A 16,490-nucleotide genomic window follows, 5' to 3' on the forward strand; every position below is an offset into this window, starting at 1 on the left:
GATTAATAACATCCAATAACAAAGATAGACATTTTTTTCACAACCGTCTAAGGGCATGAAGTTGAATTAATAATTTGTTAATAATTTATTTAGGTTAAACCACATTATACACTTTCTCTAGAGGATAAATGACTTACAGATGGGTGTGAGATACAACTATTAATTTTTTAAAGGTCAAAAAAAAAGAAGTCTTACGACTTCTTTTTATAAGTAAACAACTTTTTATACCAGGGCTCTTCAACAACATCCACACCATAACCATAACCGTAGCCGTAACCATATCCGTATCCTTTTGTTACATCCGTATCATTAAGAAGAATGGTCATATTAGGTAATTTTTTCTCTCTATACAGTTTTTCCGGCACTTGAAGCATTCGTTTATCAAGATAATTAGCCCGCATTACATATATAAACGCATCGGCGTGCTTCGCTATTAATAAAGTATCAGTAACTAAACTTACAGGGGCAGTATCTACAATAATGTAGTCGTACTCTTTTTTCAAAATAGCAAACATCGTTTCTATTTTGGTACTCATTAACAACTCTGCTGGATTGGGTGGTATTATACCTGCAGGTAGCACATCAAAATGTTCATACCCTTCTTGCCTACAAATAAAATTATGCAAATCGGCGTCTTTAGTAGATAGGTAATTAGTAACTCCACGGTTGGGCAAATTCATATATTCATCCAGTTTTGGATTTCTAATGTCAAAACCTATTAACAATACTTTTTTACCGGACAAAGCAAACGTACCTGCTAAGTTGACAGACACAAATGTCTTACCTTCTTTTGGAAAAGTAGAGGTCATAAAAATAGTCTTAGCTACACCGTCAGGGACCTGATTAACAATAAAGTCCAAATTGGTGCGAATAATTCGCATGGCTTCCGCAGAACTCGATCGACTATTAGCACTAATTAATTCATCATTTGATTCTGATCGAGGCACATCACCAATAAAGGGAACGGAGATTTTGCCTTCAACATCAGCACGTGACTTAATTTTAGTATCCAATAAATCATAGATATAAATAATTCCAAACGGAACCAATAACCCTAGAATCAATGCTCCTAAATAAATTATTTTTGACTTAGGTGCCACAGGAGCAGGGTTTGCATAGGCTTGATCTATAATTTTTGAATTTGGAGCAGTTACTTTTAATGCAATCGCATTTTCTTCACGCTTCTGCAAGAGGTATAAGTATAAGGCTTCTTTTACTTCTTGTTTACGACCAATAACTCGAGCCTCACGTTCTTGAGTAGGAATCTCACCAATTTTGCCTCCTAAAATAGCACCTTGCCGTTTTAAATCACGCTCATTAATCACCAAAGCATTTTCTAAATTAGTCAAACTTTTCTTGATACTTTGACGCAATCCTGTCAACTGTTGATCAAGGTTTTGAATGGTAGGATTGGCTGGAGTTGCATTGGTTAGCAATCGCTTCTTGTTCAACACCATCAAATTATATTGCTCAATTAATCCGGACGTGTTTCCTTCATCTGGAATTAAATTGGCAGGAATTAAGTCCGTGTTGGTAGACTTGTCAATCATGGTAATCACATCATCTACAATTCGTTTCTTAGTCTGTATTTTCAAATAATCTTTCTGATAATCCGTAGCAGAGGATAAAAAGGCCTGCGCTTCCGATACAATATCGGTCACACGATTTTCCTTTTTGAAGGATTCAATATCGCCTTCTACTGTTTCTAATTCATCTGTTAACAACACTAGACGCTCGTTTATAAAAGCTTCCGTGTTTTTTGCTACCAAATTTTTATCATTTAGAGCATCATTATTATAATTTTCAATTAACCTGTTTAAGAAATCTTCTCCCAATTCTTTTACAGGCTCCACAATTGAAAGTGTCAAGACACTCGACGTCTTATTGACCGGATTTACTTGTAATTTTGCTAAATAGCGATTAGTAATCCGCTCCATTCGCGTTAAACGAATCAAAACAGGGGTCATTCGTTGACTAATTTTCTCTTGATTTTGCAAAACCATCATTTTAGCATAAGGAAGCTGAATACTTGACCCATATTTATACTGCCCCAAAACAACACCTTCGGAATTTTCCAAATTAAATTTTAAATGCGAAATGGGATGAACCATAAAAATAGTGTCCTTCTTGTCAAAGTCAACTGCTTTATCATAAAACTGAACTTTTATAGAGCTATCCTTATATAATTCACCGGACTTAATGCGACCCTCTAAATAATAAGATATATTTAGTGATAAATCAGTAACTGTTTTTTCAACTAATGTCCTTGATTTCAAAATTTCAAGCTCATTATCCACGTTACTTTTCACACCTCCTAAACCCGCTAAATCAGCAAAGCTTCCCAATTCAGAAGCCAATCCTCCCTTTTTATCATCCTTTATCAATACACTCGCCACAATATTGTACTGTGGAGTGGAGTAGCGCAAATACAGAAAAGCACCAATAACAAATACAATAACACTCAGTAAAAACCATTTATAATGGATAATATACCGCTCAAGTTGTTGCTTAATATTAAAATTATCTTCCGAATCCGTTTGTAAGTTCCAGTTGTTTTCTTGCATAGTATTAACGAATTAAAAGGGCGATTATGGTAATAAGTAAGGATACGGAACTTAAGATAATGCTGATATTGGGACCAACAGCTGCACTATTCATCTTAGTTTTATTAGGCTCAACATACACAACATCATTTTGCGATAAATAATAATAAGGGGAGTTTATAAAATCCGATTTCGTCATATCAATAGAATGAGATTCTTTTTTACCATCAATTTCCCGAATAATCAATACATTGTCCCTTTTTCCATAAATGGTCAAATCACCGGCCATGGAGAGCGCTTCTGGCAATGTGATTCGTTCCGTACTAGTGGTGAATGTTCCAGGACGTGCTACTTCTCCTTGTACTGTTACTTTAAAGTTAAGTATACGTAAACTAACAATAGGCTCATTGATGTAGGCTTTCAATTTAGTTTTCAACAAATCCAATGCTTCGGTACGGGTCAAACCTCCCAGCTGAATGCTGCCTAAAACAGGAAATTCAATAAAACCTTTGTTATCAATTAAGTAAGACTGATATCGCATTTGGGAATTTACAGAATCAGGACGTCCCAAAAAAGCACCACCGTCTCCGATTACTCCGAAAGCTGCCAAATTAAAATCAGCAGCCAGTTCAGGTGTGGGTGCCAATACAACAATCATCAGCAAATCATCTTGCTTTAAAATCGGTTCGTAATTAGTAGCTTCTTGTTTGGAAAGGTTTTCGACACCTCTATAATATTGCAGTTCCTTTCGGGGCACACATGATGTAATTCCTAAAATCACTATCAGTAAAAGCACTATTTTTTTTGCCATAGTTGTTTTTTAAAGTTCAGATGGTATTCTTTATCTTCTGAACATAAAGTTATTTATTTATCCAACAGTACAAAATCAGAATTCATACTAATAAATTCTGGTACTATTTCTTTCATTTTTATTACAATTTCATTTACGGAATAATTATTGGCTTCTGCTATTAAATCGTCCATAGCACTATTTAACTGTTCAAAATCATCCATGGGCTCTTGAGCAATCATGATTTTTTCATGATGCGTCGGCAATGTTTTTGCAGTATCGTTCAAAAGCTCTTCGTATAATTTCTCACCTGGTCGTAGGCCTACAATTTTAACTTTAATTTCAACGTTGGGAATATAACCCGCCAGACGAATCATTTTATGAGCAAGATCAATAATCTTAACAGGTTTCCCCATATCAAAAATATACACTTCTCCTCCATTACCCATCGCTCCAGCCTCCAAAACGAGTTGACACGCCTCGGGTATGGTCATAAAATAACGAATAATGTCAGGGTGGGTAATCGTAATTGGACCTCCTTTTGCAATTTGTTCCGTAAATAAAGGAACTACAGAACCATTGGACCCCAAAACATTTCCAAAACGGGTAGTAATAAATCTAGTAGGACAACCACCATGTTCCACTCTGTTTTTATGATGCAGACCTTGTACATATTTCTCAGCAATGCGTTTGCTAGCACCCATAACATTACTTGGGTTAACCGCTTTATCAGTGGAGACCATTACAAAAGATTCTGCATTGTAAAGACAAGCCAAGTCAGCAATATTTTTAGTTCCAAGTACATTAACAAAAACAGCTTGAGCAGGATTTTGTTCCATCAAAGGCACATGCTTATAAGCTGCCGCATGAAACACTACCGTTGGACGGTATTTTTCAAATATATGCTGCATAGCATCACGCTTGCAAACATCTGAAATTACCGGTATTACTTCCACGTTTAAATTGAGATTGGCAATCTCTAAAGATAGATTATGTAAAGGCGTTTCCGCTTGATCAATCATCAAGACCAGTTGAGGACGAAAAGCAATAATCTGCCGCACAATTTCGCTACCAATAGATCCAGCAGCGCCTGTTACCATAACCACTTTGTCGTTCAATTGGTCCGAAATAGATTGACTATCCAATACAATCGGTTGACGTTCAAGTAAATCTTGAATCTGGAACGTTTTTATGCGTTTAGCAATGTTGCGTTGATCTTCCCAATCTGATATTAATGGGACTGTATATACTTTGTAGTTGAATTCCAAGCATTCATCCACAATAGTTAGTTTTTCTTCCTTAGTCAAACTTTTGTCAGCAATAATAAGAATTTCCGCATCTACAGATCGCATCAATACAGGCACGCGCTTGCGCAAACTTATAATAGGTAAATTTAAAATTCGCTTGGCCGTGTTTTCTTGATGTTTGTCGACAAAACCTACTATTTTAAACCGTTTTGGACGTTCTGCCATTAAAGCATTGGCCACAGCAATCGCATTTTCATCCGAACCATAAATAAGCGCTCGCATCAAGTCCTCGCTAGTGTTTTCAGAAAAATAACGTTCAAATGTTTGTTTTACTAGTATTCTATATACGAAAAGAGTGGCAAATGAAATTACAAAATTGATAAGCAATCCTGTATTCATAAAGATTTTATCGCCGTGTATAAGTAACACCGTGTAATTTATCAGTAACAAAATAACCAATGTCGAAAAGGTAGCAAACCCTAATTTGATTGCATCAATAAAGGACGAATGCCGAATAATTCCAGAATAGGTACGAAATAACCAGAAGAAAAATAAATTAACTAAAACATAAGTAGGAATGACATAGCTAGTGAACTGAACATCAAAAAACTGTAAGCCCATACTCCACACCATCCAGTAAACCAGCAATGCACTTACAAACACTATCGTAATGTCAATCATTAAAATAATCCAACGCGGCAAGTAACCTAAGTTATTTAAGTTTCCAAAATTCCGCAAGCGATTGCTGAGTATTTTCAGTCTAAAGTAAAGCGAATTGGCATCGGGTATTGGCACAGGTGGAGATTATAGCGATTTTTACAAAAGTACAGAATCAATAAATTCTTTTTGTAATTAGTTTTTTAAAACCATTAATTAACACACGAAACTACTTAAAAAATTGATGAACAGCCTCAGCGATACGGTTTCGATCCGCATCGGTCAAGTTGGAACCGGAAGGCAAACACAATCCATTTTCAAATAAATCCTGAGCTACTGTTCCTCCGTAATAAGGAAAGGATTCAAATACAGGCTGCAAATGCATCGGCTTCCATAAAGGCCGACTTTCAATATTAAATTGATCTAAATACAACCGCAATTGTTCGGCCGTTTTGCCGTTTGCCTGATCAGCATCTATAGTAATTGCCGACAACCAATGATTCGATGTATAAGCGTCATTGGGCTCAGTAAACAAACGTACTGCAGGATAGTCTTGAAAAAGTTGCTTGTAAAAATCATGCATCGCACGACGGTACCCCACATGCTTATCCAAAACTTGCATCTGACCTCTACCTATTCCGGCACAAATGTTACTCATCCGGTAATTATAACCTATTTCTGAATGCTGGTAATGGGGAGCGGCATCACGCGCTTGGGTAGACAAAAATATCGCCTTATCTTTCGTTTCTTGAGAATGGGCAACTAAAGCGCCTCCTCCGGAAGTAGTAATAATTTTATTTCCATTAAAAGATAAAACGCCAATGGTTCCAAAAGTACCACACGGAATGCCTTTATAAAAACTACCTAATGCTTCAGCACTATCTTCTAAAACAGGAATGCCATACTTTTCAGCTATCCCGTGTACCGCGTCAACTTGATAAGGCATCCCATATAAATGTACCGCAATAATGGCTTTGGGCTTTTTACCTTTTTCAATACGGTCTTTAATGGCTTTTTCTAAAGCAAGAGGACATAAATTCCAAGTTTCTTTTTCGCTATCAATAAATACGGGAATTGCGCCTTGATAACGGATGGGATTGGCAGAAGCAGAAAAAGTCATACTCTGACAAAGTACCTCATCACCCGCTTGAACGCCTAAAATAATTAAGCCTAAATGCAAAGCAGCAGTTCCTGAACTTAAAGCAGCTACCTCGACAGCATTGCCTAAATAATTTTTCAAATCACTTTCAAAACCATTAACATTCGGACCCAAAGGCGCTACCCAGTTGGCATCAAAAGCTTCTTTTACAAACTGTTGTTCGTTACCGCCCATGTGAGGCGAGGATAACCAAATTTTATCTTGCATGCTTTTTTAATTATTTCGTGCAAATGTACGATTTTGAACGAAAAACCAATAACTTTTTTTGCCTTAGTGTAGGAATTTGGGTGATGGGTTTTGGGGTGTTGGGTGATGAGTAATGGTAATGGGTGATTGATGAGTTATGAGTTATGGGTAATGAGTATAACGCATCATGTCCTTCCCTGATATAAGTTGACCACAAAAGTCAAATTATATGAAAGCAAATTTAAAACAATTACGCAAACGAAGAAGCTACTCGGAAGAATTTAAAAGAGAGATAGTCTCCATTTTTGAAAGTGGAAAATTAAGTGTTCTGCAAATAGAAAAACTTTACGGTGTTAAAAACAATAGTGTTTACAATTGGATTTATAAATTTTCTACTTTTAACGAAAAAGGGTTTAGAATTGTAGAAATGAAAGATAGTAGTGTTGACAAGATGAAAGAGCTTGAACGCAAGATCAAGGAACTTGAACAAGCCGTGGGTCAAAAACAAATCAAAATTGATTATTTAGAGAAGATGATTGATATAGCTAATGACGAGCTAAAAATTGATATAAAAAAAAATTCAAACACACAACAATCAGCTGGTTCAAAAACAATCAAAAGAAAATAAGTTTTCCTTTGAATCAATTGTTTAAAGTGTTAAATATTAGCAAACAAGCAGTAAATCAACATCAGAAACGTCAACTAGTTTTTGATAAGAAAATGAACCATTTACTTCTTGAAGCCGAGGAATTACGAAAAGAACATCCTGGCTGTGGTGTTGAAAAAATGTTTGATACATTAAGGCCTGGCTTTATTGGAAGAGATCGATTTGTTGAAGCTTTTATGGAATTAGGATTTAGGATAAAGCGAAGTAAAAACTATCGAAGAACCACATTTGCAACAAATGTGTATTATCCAAATTTAATACAGTCAATGTCCATTTATGCTCCATCAATGGTTTGGCAATCTGACATTACATATATCGATGTAGGAGATAAATTTTATTATGCAGTATTTATTATAGACGTGTATACCAAGAAAATTGTTGGTTATGAAGTATCAAATCACATGAGAGCCACAGCAAATATGAACGCCTTGCAAATGGCATTAACTAATAATGAAGCGCCAATGATTCACCATTCCGACAGAGGAGGACAATATATTTATGGTCAATATATTAAGCTCTTGAAGGATAGCGGGTGCGAAATTAGTATGGCGCTTTCTGCACAAGATAATGCTTATGCAGAGCGAATAAACAAAACGATAAAAGAAGAATATTTAAACCACTGGAAACCTAAAACATATGTAGAATTAAAAAACAAGCTTTACAAAGCTGTAAATCAATACAATAATAGAAGACCGCATAATAATATCGGAAAAATATCACCTGTGCAGTTTGAAAATAAATGGTATGAAAATAAAGATTATTCGAGACCTATATTTACTATTTTTGATTACGATAAATTTATAGAAATCGGTCAACACTAATCAGGGATTGGCATCACTCACATCTCAATCCGTCAATCCTCAAGTCTAAATACGCTTCGCTACCTCCCCAAAGTAAGCGATTGCAACTCAGCTTCCGTACCGTTAAAAATATTGACATCCACCGAGCCCTCTATTCCCAAAATACTTGCTTTCTCAGTAAATTGCCAAAACCGCCAATCCGATTGCATATTTTCAACAAAGAAATTGTAATTGGCAATCCAAAACGTATAGCCTTGAAAGTCTTCTTTGAGAAATTGAGTATAGAAATTTGCACCAGAATACACCACAGGTTTAATACCGTAATGCGCTTCAACCAACTGCAACCAGTTTTTAAGTCCCACTTTCAGCTGCTTAAGGGATTGTTTTGTGGGCAATTGTTCGATATCAAGAACGGGAGGCAAATCGCCTTTTTTAAGTACCACATTCTTAATAAACAATTCCGCTTGTTGAGTAGAATTCTCGTTGGGACGGTAATAATGATAAGCACCCCGGACAAAACTTTTCGTATGTAACGCATGCCAATTCTCAGCAAACTTCTTATCAGGTCGGTCCATGCCAACAGTAGCACGAACAAATACGAATCGAATGGGGAAACGATTTTCAATTACCCGAACAGAATCCCAAACAATCGTTCCTTGGTATTCAGAAACATCAATACCTACGGGGTTAAATTCAAACTTAGTCAAGATTTGATAATTTCGAACATCTGAAAGACGCTGTTTTTCCGCATTTTTTTTCAAAACTTTATCCGATTTGTATCCCAAGTAATACGCTAAACCGTTGCGGTAATGATACCCCACTGCGAAAATAATAAACAACACCAAAAATCCAGTCAAAACCGGTCGCAACTTTCCCATGAACGAAGACTTCTTTTTAGATTTCCGAGGAACAGTGCGTTTTCTTGGTGGAGATTTCATTGTTATAGTTCGGTGTCAAGAGTTGTGGGTTGTGAGTTGTGGATTGTGAGTTGGGGGCTGTGAGTTATGGAATGTGGGTTATGGGATGTGAGTTGTGGGTTGTGGGTCGTGGGTAAAGATTCCTCCCAAACCCATCACCCATCACCCATCACCCATCACTCATTACTCATCACTCATTACTCATCACTCATTCCTCACATCTTAATACTTACTACTTCTTTCTGCAGCTTCTATACTCTTTTTTCTATACTCTTTTTTCTCACTTCTCTATTATTCAAAACAGAAAGCAAAACATACAAAATAATCACCAATGGAATCCCTAAAAACTGAAAAGCAACCAAAAGCGCTACTGCACTAGCCAGAAAAATGATTTGCAATTTATTCTTAGCAAAGTTAAATTCTTTTATTTTTAAAGAAAATAAAGGAATTTCAGCATTCAAAATAAAAGCACTAAAGACAGTGATTGCCAATAAAAACCATTGGTTTTCTAATAATGTACGAATAATGTCTTGGTTTGTATGCTGCAAAACCAGCGGCAAACTCAATATTAAAAGCGTATTGGCTGGTGTTGGAAGCCCGATGAACGAATCCGTTTGTCGGGTGTCAATATTAAAATTTGCAAGACGGTAGCAAGAGCCTAAAGTGATAATAAAGCCCAAATAGGCAATCCAGTTGTCCGGCGCCAACGTATAGTTATTTAACATCAAAAACATCACAGCACCCGGAACCAATCCACTCGTAACCATATCCGCTAGCGAATCCAATTGCAAGCCCAGCGGACTGGAAACTTTAAACAAACGAGCAAAAAAACCGTCAAAGAAGTCTAAGAAAATACCCAAACTGACAAAGAAGAAGGCCATTTCGAAATTCATATTAACCGCATAAATCAAGGCAATGCAACCCGAAAATAAATTCAGCAACGTAATCAGATTCGGAATGTGTTTTTTAATATTCATGTACTACCATTTTTGAAAAACAAATTTAATACAATAACTGAAAGAGATACACGTTTTTACAAGAGATTTTAATTCAACACGATTTTAGTTTGTAAAAGTTAGAAGAGCCAAGGCAAAAGTACTAAGAGCCAACACCCTTTTAAACTTTTAACCTTCTAAACGTTTAACCTTTTTAATCCCAATCACCCATCACTCATAACCCACAACTAAAAACTCATAACCCAAAAAATTTTTATATTTTTACACGCTCAATTAATTTTGCTAAATACAGGCTTTTGAAAAACCCCTTATTATTCACCCTTTTACTGATCAGCATTACTTCCTACAGTCAGGCGGTACGAAAGTATTCTAATGAATTCATGAATATTGGCGTGGACGCTGCCGCTTTGGGAATGTCCAATACCGTAGTAGCAAGTACAACCGATGTAAATTCTGCCTACTGGAATCCTGCCGGATTGGTGCATTTAGAAGACCACCAAGGCGCACTGATGCATGCCAGCTATTTTGCCAATATTGCCCAGTACGACTATGCCGCTTACGCCAAACCTATTGACGACCGTAGTGCCTATGCCATTTCGTTCATCCGTTTTGGAGTCGATGACATCCTCAATACCACCGAATTAATTGATGGACAAGGCAACATCGACTATAATCGTATCAAGTTGTTTTCAGCAGCCGATTATGCATTTACCTTTTCTTATGCTCGAAAATTACCCGTTCCTGGATTTCAATACGGTGTGAATGCCAAAGTCATTCGAAGAGTAATTGGTGATTTCGCAAACTCGTGGGGTTTCGGTTTTGATGTGGGATTGCAATTTGAACGCGATGATTGGAAATTTGGATTGATGCTTAGAGACATCACTACAACCTACAATATTTGGAACATCGACGAAGACGAATATGCGAAGATTTCCAACGCCATTCCCGGAGAAAACCAAGAGCTGCCCGAAAGCACCGAAATAACCCTGCCAAAAGCCCAATTGGGAATCGCAAAGAAATGGGAGTTTCACAACGACATGAGCCTTTTAGCAGCCACCAACCTCAACATGCGTTTTGCACAAACCAATGATATAATTTCAACTAGCTTTGTAAGCATTGACCCTGCTTTGGGTTTTGAAGTTGGTTATACCGATTTGGTTTTTTTTAGAACTGGAGTGGGCAATTTCCAAAACATCACGCAACTAGACGGTTCGCAACAAGTAGGATTCCAACCCAATATTGGTGTAGGTTTCAAGTACAAAGGCATTCAAATTGACTATGCACTAACCGATTTAGGCGACCAAAGTGCCGCATTGTATTCCAATATCTTTTCGTTGAAAATTGATTTAGGCATCTTCCGATAAAACTTTTACTGCTTCTTATGAAAAAGGTATACCTCCTGTTCGTCTTCTTTTGTATCCAAAATATTTTGGCGCAAGCCAATCCCGACGACACCATCCAAGTCAGCGTCCTAACTGTAGGGGTTGCCGATGAATCGCATTCCTTATACGGCCACACTGCCATTCGGATAAAAGACGATTTCAGAGGAATAGACCGCGTGTACAATTACGGAATGTTTGATTTCCGAACACCCAATTTCATACTTCGTTTTATAAAAGGCGACATGCAGTACTTTGCCGGAGCCTACCCGTATGCCGATTTTGAAGACAATTACCACTACGAAAACCGCTCGATTTATGAGCAGACGCTGGATCTTTCAACTTATAAGAAGTTGGCCTTGATAACCGAATTAGAAAAATCCATTTCGGGGGATGATAAATTTTATACCTATAAATTCATCGACCGAAACTGCACCACCAAAGTAGCCGATGTCATCAACGACGTCCTGCAAAAAGAAGTTGTCTACAAACACGACGTTTCCGATTTGACCTACAGAGAAGTTCTGTATCCGTATGCCGAAAACCAGTTCTTTCAAAAGTTAGGCATCAACCTAATTTTTGGCGCAAAAACCGACCAGCAAGCCACCAAAATATTCCTGCCTTTCGACCTTAAAAACAACTTAGCCCACACCGAATACAAAGACAAGCCGCTAGTTTCCGAAACAAAAACATTGTTTGAAGCCACTCGGATTCCGCAAAAAGTGTGGTGGGATTCTATGTATACCCTACTGTTTTTCTTAACACTAATTGTAGTAATCAACAACAGCGTAGTAACCCACAGCTACTTTATACTCATAGGGATACTCGGCATTTTCTTTTGCCTCGTAGGCTTCTACTCCTTTCACAAAGAAATTGCGTGGAACTACAACGTCTTACTTTTTAATCCTGTGCTTTTACTAGTAGCCTACTTCAGAGCAACCCATAAACGTACTGCTTTTATGTGGTCCAGTTTTATTGCTTTAGCATCACTAGTAATTTACCTGCTGTACATGATCAATAAAGTCCACCTTGTAATCGTTTGGCCGTTTATGGTCGCAAATGCGGTGCTTTTGATTAGAGGGCTAATCTTATATTTGGGAAGAGAAAAGCAAAGAAAATAGAGAAAAGAATAAAGAGTATAGAAAACAGAAAAGGGGCTATTAAAAATCGGAAGCCAGATTACCTATTTAATTTGTCATTTCGACGAAGGAGAAACCGAGCTTTTCAGCGAACTGACGAACCAATCTCGGTTTTAGTTCCAATAAAGAATTATAAAAAGTATTCTTAGATACAAATGCTCATCCCATTAGCTATTCGGAAGATAATTTACAATATACATTACACAAAACATTCTACTCCATACAATTTACAGTATACGTTCTACACCATACAGTATACATTCTACACCATACATTCTACATTATACATTCTACAAAATACAACAAAAAAACCTACTGCCCCCTATAAAACAAAACCGTACTAAACGTCTTAATAACAATATTAAAATCTAAAAAAATACTTCGGTGCTTGATATAATACAGATCATATTGCAACTTAATCAAACTATCCTCTAACGTTTCACCGTAGGAATAATTCACCTGAGCCCAGCCCGTTAAACCCGGTTTAATGACGTGACGTGTTTCGTAAAAAGGCATTACAGCAGCCAATTCAGCTACAAAATGCGGACGTTCCGGTCGTGGACCAATAAAGCCCATCTCTCCTTTTAAAATATTAATAAACTGCGGAAACTCATCGATACGGGTTTTACGCATGATTTTTCCCATTGGTGTAATACGTGAATCTCCAATGGTGGACATCACTGCTCCATCTTTTTCGGCATTGACACGCATCGTACGGAACTTATGAATTTCAAAAGGAATCCCATGCCTGCCTACCCGCGTTTGTGTATAAAACAGCGGGCCCCTGCTGGTAATTAAGTTGCCCAGAAGAATAAAGGGCACTAGCACTAAACCGAATGCCATGCCAATTAGTGAAAATACGACCTCAAATATCCGAACGAGGTACAAATACAAGCGGTTCCTGTTGCTGCGGCTGAAGGGAAAATAACGGTAAAAATCGGTGTCGAAATGCTGTATCGGAATGCGGTACGTATTGCTTTCGTATACTTGCGTGTACTCTCGAATATTAAAACCGTATTCGAGTAAAATTAAGATTTGGTGGTAGAGTCCCGACGTAATACCGCCTTTGTGGTTGGAGGCTACTACAATTTCGGATATGGAATTGGTATGGACATACCGCACTAAATCGAGCTGTGTGTCTTGCTCTTTCAGCGATTTGGAAACATAATCCACTTTTCGGGTGCCGTCGAGTAAAAAAACAGCGGCCACGTTATAATGCGGATTACTCTCTTCTAAAGCCAGGACCAAGCCATCGCACTCTAGGGAATCACAAACTAAAACAGCCCGTTTTTCAAAACGTTGGGAAGCGAATAAGCGTTGGTAAATCAAGCGCCAAAGCAACAATCCAAGCAATACGCCTAGGAAAAAATAGATGATTTGTATACGATTGCTCGGCAATAAAGGCGTGAAAATTGGGGTCAAGAGGTAGAAAATCGCCGTAGTTGTGGCGGTCAAGAGCGTACTTTTAACAATTTGATATTGGTTCGTAGCTACTTGAAGGTTGTACATTTCAAACACGGTTCCCAATAACATCAAATACATACTCAAAACCACAATGTTGGTTTTTTGAGTTGCCGAAACTATAAAATAGTCAAAATGAAAGAAAAGACCCAGCAGGTGAAGCGCTCCAAAAACAAAAACAAGATCAAACAAACGGAGTAAAATCTTGCGTTCGGATACTTCGAAATGCATTTTTTGGCGGTTAGTCATGGCTGTAGTAACTGTTTGAAATGCAAATTAACGAAATTTAACACATATAAAAGTGGTTTTATATCAAAATTTCTTAGGGCTTTCCCAATAATGACTTTACTTAAAGGTATTTATACTGTTGCCCCGAATCTTCACGCTACTGGACTGCCCACCACCATTTGTGCTTCCCCTTTAGGCTTTTACAGCGCTATGGTTTTAGTGGGTTTTTATTTATTTGTCTCTTGTTACCATCAGCGGGGGTATTTAATGTCATTAGGAAGTCTCTATGAGTTAACCAATCGTATTTAGCGTTTTTGACTGCTTCTCCTATTCTTTTTATAGGTATTTTATACACTACATACACGCTATATATACGCTTTATATACGCTATATACATGCTTTATATATGCTCTATACTTGCTGTAGTATCCTATTTGTGATGGGTGATGGGTATGAGATTTTGCCACGAAGGCGCTGAGGCGCGAAGGTTTGTTTTACTGTTTTAAGTTATGGGTGATGGTTTTTTGCCACGAAGGCGCTGAGGCGCGAAGGTTTGTTTTACTGTTTTACTTTTTTACTTTTTTAAGTTATGAGTGATGGGCGATGGGTTTATGGTTTATGGGTTATGGGTTATGGGGTTTGGGTTTTTGCCACGAAGGCGCTGAGGCGCGAAGGTTGTTTTAAGGCGGTTTCAATAGGTTTGACAAAAGTTATTTTGTGCTTTTCTCCTTTTTTTTGCGTTTTTAAGATTGATTCGCAAGTTGGTGTCTTTGCAACAGATTATCTATTGCAATTGGGGATATTTTAGTTGCTAGAAAGAGGTGTTTTGCAGGATATTTTTTTTACCTTTGGTATGCAAATTTTTAACCCACTGGCTTAGTTTTTAGGCCTCCACAAAATGGACATTGTTATGGAACAAAAAATACATCAAGGAAGAAATGTGAAGCGTTTTAGAGAAATGCTGGGCATCAAGCAGGAAGCTTTGGCTTATGATTTGGGAATGGACTGGAACCAAAAGAAGGTTTCTATGTTGGAGCAGAAAGAGGTGATTGACACTAATATTCTCAACCAAATCTCCAGTTCATTGAAAATTCCTGTGGAGGCGTTTCAGAATTTTGATGAGGAGCAGGCGGTTAATATTATTTCGAATACCTTTGATAATGGAGCTTTTGTAAATACCGGTCATAATGCAACTTTAAATATTAATCCAATTGACCAATTGATTAAATTGCACGAGGAAAAAATTGCCTTGTATGAGCGGATGTTGAAGGAGAAGGATGAAATGATGGCAAGGCTTGAAAAACTGCTTACTCCCTAAAGGGAAACTTCATCAGGTCTTTCTTTTAGCAGCATACTCTTATATTTGGGGTTGAAGGAAGAAAAGAAGGTTAAATTGAAAGGTGAAAAGGTTAGAAGGTGAAAAGGTGAAAAGGTGAAAAGATTAGAAGGTTAGAAGGTTAGAAGAGTAAAGGGGTTGAATTCTTTATGGTGTAGCCGCTGGAATTGATTGCATTTCGTACCTATTTGTGGTTGAGCTGTACGCAAATTACCTATACATTTGAAACTCTGGAAGCGTCTCCTTTCCAGAATTCCTTTTTTTACAACAATTGAATGTTGCGACGCAGCGCTTTTTACATCGACAGCATGACAATACAAGACTATATAAGGTCTACAGTTTTTCCTTTTGTCATTCTGAATTTATTTTAGAATCCCTATTTTATTATGAATGGCAATATTAGCAAATTCGTTTCCTTACGCAGAGATGCTGAAACGAGTTCAGCATGACAAAATTGTGGGTGGATTTGGGAACTGATTGCATTTCGTACCTATTTATGGAGTTATTTGTGGTTACATTACCTACACGCTTGCCGCTCTGGAAGCGTCTCCTTTCCAGAATTCCTTTTTTTACAACAAATGAATGTAGCGACGCAGCGCTTTTTACATCGACAGCATGGCAATACAAGACTATATAAAGTCTACAATTTTTCCTTTTGACCTTCTGAATTTATTTCAGAATCCTTATGTTAGTATGAATGGCAATATTAGCAAATTCGTTTCCTTACGCAGAGATGCTGAAACGAGTTCAGCATGACAAGGAGGTGGTGGATTTGGGACTGAGGATTAATGATTTGGAATTTAGGAATTGGGATTGAGAGATTGGGTTTTTACGTAGAGATGCTGAAACGAGTTCAGCATGACAATACTAGACTATGTACAGTCTACAATTTTTCTTTTTGTCATTCTGAATTTATTTTAGAATCCTTATGTTAGTGTAAAATGGGGTCGTATTAGAAAATTCGTTTCCTTACGAAGAGATGCTGAAACGAGTTCAGCATGACAATACAAGACTATATAAGGTCT

General features: G+C 37.3%; 12 protein-coding genes. 5 read left to right on the plus strand and 7 right to left on the minus strand.

The genetic code is table 11. The annotated features are described in order from the left end of the window. Positions 1–191: 191 nt before the first annotated feature. From ACQ5J2_RS00160 to ACQ5J2_RS00175, 4 genes are all read right to left on the minus strand, one after another. The gene (locus ACQ5J2_RS00160; RefSeq protein ID WP_432671676.1) at positions 192–2,564 is read right to left on the minus strand and encodes a GumC family protein; all 2,373 of its coding nucleotides are present in this window, start codon (positions 2,562–2,564) and stop codon (positions 192–194) included. Between the two features lie 4 nt (positions 2,565–2,568). Continuing rightward, a complete protein-coding gene (locus ACQ5J2_RS00165) occupies positions 2,569–3,354 on the minus strand; it encodes a polysaccharide biosynthesis/export family protein (protein WP_432671677.1) in 786 nt (261 codons plus the stop codon). A 53-nt stretch (positions 3,355–3,407) separates the two neighbouring features. Beyond that, positions 3,408–5,375, minus strand: coding sequence for a polysaccharide biosynthesis protein (locus ACQ5J2_RS00170; protein WP_432671678.1), 1,968 nt, complete (start codon positions 5,373–5,375; stop codon positions 3,408–3,410). 91 nt (positions 5,376–5,466) lie between these two features. After that, positions 5,467–6,603: a DegT/DnrJ/EryC1/StrS family aminotransferase gene (locus ACQ5J2_RS00175; protein ID WP_432671679.1), complete on the minus strand. Its 1,137-nt coding sequence runs from the start codon at positions 6,601–6,603 to the stop codon at positions 5,467–5,469. A 208-nt stretch (positions 6,604–6,811) separates the two neighbouring features. Between ACQ5J2_RS00175 and ACQ5J2_RS00180 the strand changes: the two genes are divergently transcribed. Together ACQ5J2_RS00180 and ACQ5J2_RS00185 are read left to right on the plus strand one after the other, a co-directional pair. Further along, a complete protein-coding gene (locus tag ACQ5J2_RS00180) occupies positions 6,812–7,210 on the plus strand; it encodes a transposase (protein WP_432671680.1) in 399 nt (132 codons plus the stop codon). A gap of 26 nt (positions 7,211–7,236) precedes the next feature. Further along, the gene (locus ACQ5J2_RS00185) at positions 7,237–8,070 is read left to right on the plus strand and encodes an IS3 family transposase (protein WP_432673330.1); all 834 of its coding nucleotides are present in this window, start codon (positions 7,237–7,239) and stop codon (positions 8,068–8,070) included. Positions 8,071–8,129: 59 nt separating this feature from the next. Here the strand turns inward: ACQ5J2_RS00185 and ACQ5J2_RS00190 are convergent, their stop codons facing one another. Together ACQ5J2_RS00190 and ACQ5J2_RS00195 are read right to left on the minus strand one after the other, a co-directional pair. Then, positions 8,130–8,987 (minus strand): glycoside hydrolase family 25 protein, encoded by an 858-nt coding sequence (locus tag ACQ5J2_RS00190; RefSeq protein ID WP_432671681.1) that lies wholly within the window; start codon positions 8,985–8,987, stop codon positions 8,130–8,132. 230 nt (positions 8,988–9,217) lie between these two features. Next, complete coding sequence (locus ACQ5J2_RS00195) at positions 9,218–9,943, minus strand: CDP-alcohol phosphatidyltransferase family protein (RefSeq protein WP_432671682.1); 726 nt, start codon at positions 9,941–9,943, stop codon at positions 9,218–9,220. Between the two features lie 359 nt (positions 9,944–10,302). On the opposite strand from ACQ5J2_RS00195, the gene ACQ5J2_RS00200 reads away from it, so the two are divergent. Both ACQ5J2_RS00200 and ACQ5J2_RS00205 read left to right on the plus strand, forming a co-directional pair. Further along, positions 10,303–11,286 (plus strand): PorV/PorQ family protein, encoded by a 984-nt coding sequence (locus ACQ5J2_RS00200; protein ID WP_432673331.1) that lies wholly within the window; start codon positions 10,303–10,305, stop codon positions 11,284–11,286. A gap of 17 nt (positions 11,287–11,303) precedes the next feature. After that, complete coding sequence (locus tag ACQ5J2_RS00205) at positions 11,304–12,422, plus strand: DUF4105 domain-containing protein (protein ID WP_432671683.1); 1,119 nt, start codon at positions 11,304–11,306, stop codon at positions 12,420–12,422. A 330-nt stretch (positions 12,423–12,752) separates the two neighbouring features. Here the strand turns inward: ACQ5J2_RS00205 and ACQ5J2_RS00210 are convergent, their stop codons facing one another. Continuing rightward, positions 12,753–14,150, minus strand: a complete 1,398-nt coding sequence (locus ACQ5J2_RS00210) for an exopolysaccharide biosynthesis polyprenyl glycosylphosphotransferase (RefSeq protein WP_432671684.1) — start codon at positions 14,148–14,150, stop codon at positions 12,753–12,755. Between the two features lie 889 nt (positions 14,151–15,039). Between ACQ5J2_RS00210 and ACQ5J2_RS00215 the strand changes: the two genes are divergently transcribed. Beyond that, on the plus strand, positions 15,040–15,447 hold the full coding sequence (locus tag ACQ5J2_RS00215; protein ID WP_432671685.1) for a helix-turn-helix domain-containing protein: 408 nt from the start codon (positions 15,040–15,042) through the stop codon (positions 15,445–15,447). The last annotated feature ends 1,043 nt before the right edge of the window (positions 15,448–16,490 follow it).

Source organism: Flavobacterium sp. SM2513 (assembly GCF_050908145.1).
Classification (GTDB): Bacteria; Bacteroidota; Bacteroidia; order Flavobacteriales; family Flavobacteriaceae; genus Flavobacterium.

What these genes read in the sequence shown, in the direction of transcription:
- ACQ5J2_RS00200 (WP_432673331.1), top strand. Translation starts at nt 10,303, where the DNA reads ATGAATATTGGCGTGGACGCTGCCGCTTTGGGAATGTCCAATACCGTA.
- ACQ5J2_RS00215 (WP_432671685.1), top strand. Translation starts at nt 15,040, where the DNA reads ATGGAACAAAAAATACATCAAGGAAGAAATGTGAAGCGTTTTAGAGAA.
- ACQ5J2_RS00165 (WP_432671677.1), bottom strand. Translation starts at nt 3,354, where the DNA reads ATGGCAAAAAAAATAGTGCTTTTACTGATAGTGATTTTAGGAATTACA.
- ACQ5J2_RS00210 (WP_432671684.1), bottom strand. Translation starts at nt 14,150, where the DNA reads ATGACTAACCGCCAAAAAATGCATTTCGAAGTATCCGAACGCAAGATT.
- ACQ5J2_RS00205 (WP_432671683.1), top strand. Translation starts at nt 11,304, where the DNA reads ATGAAAAAGGTATACCTCCTGTTCGTCTTCTTTTGTATCCAAAATATT.
- ACQ5J2_RS00190 (WP_432671681.1), bottom strand. Translation starts at nt 8,987, where the DNA reads ATGAAATCTCCACCAAGAAAACGCACTGTTCCTCGGAAATCTAAAAAG.
- ACQ5J2_RS00195 (WP_432671682.1), bottom strand. Translation starts at nt 9,943, where the DNA reads ATGAATATTAAAAAACACATTCCGAATCTGATTACGTTGCTGAATTTA.
- ACQ5J2_RS00175 (WP_432671679.1), bottom strand. Translation starts at nt 6,603, where the DNA reads ATGCAAGATAAAATTTGGTTATCCTCGCCTCACATGGGCGGTAACGAA.
- ACQ5J2_RS00180 (WP_432671680.1), top strand. Translation starts at nt 6,812, where the DNA reads ATGAAAGCAAATTTAAAACAATTACGCAAACGAAGAAGCTACTCGGAA.
- ACQ5J2_RS00160 (WP_432671676.1), bottom strand. Translation starts at nt 2,564, where the DNA reads ATGCAAGAAAACAACTGGAACTTACAAACGGATTCGGAAGATAATTTT.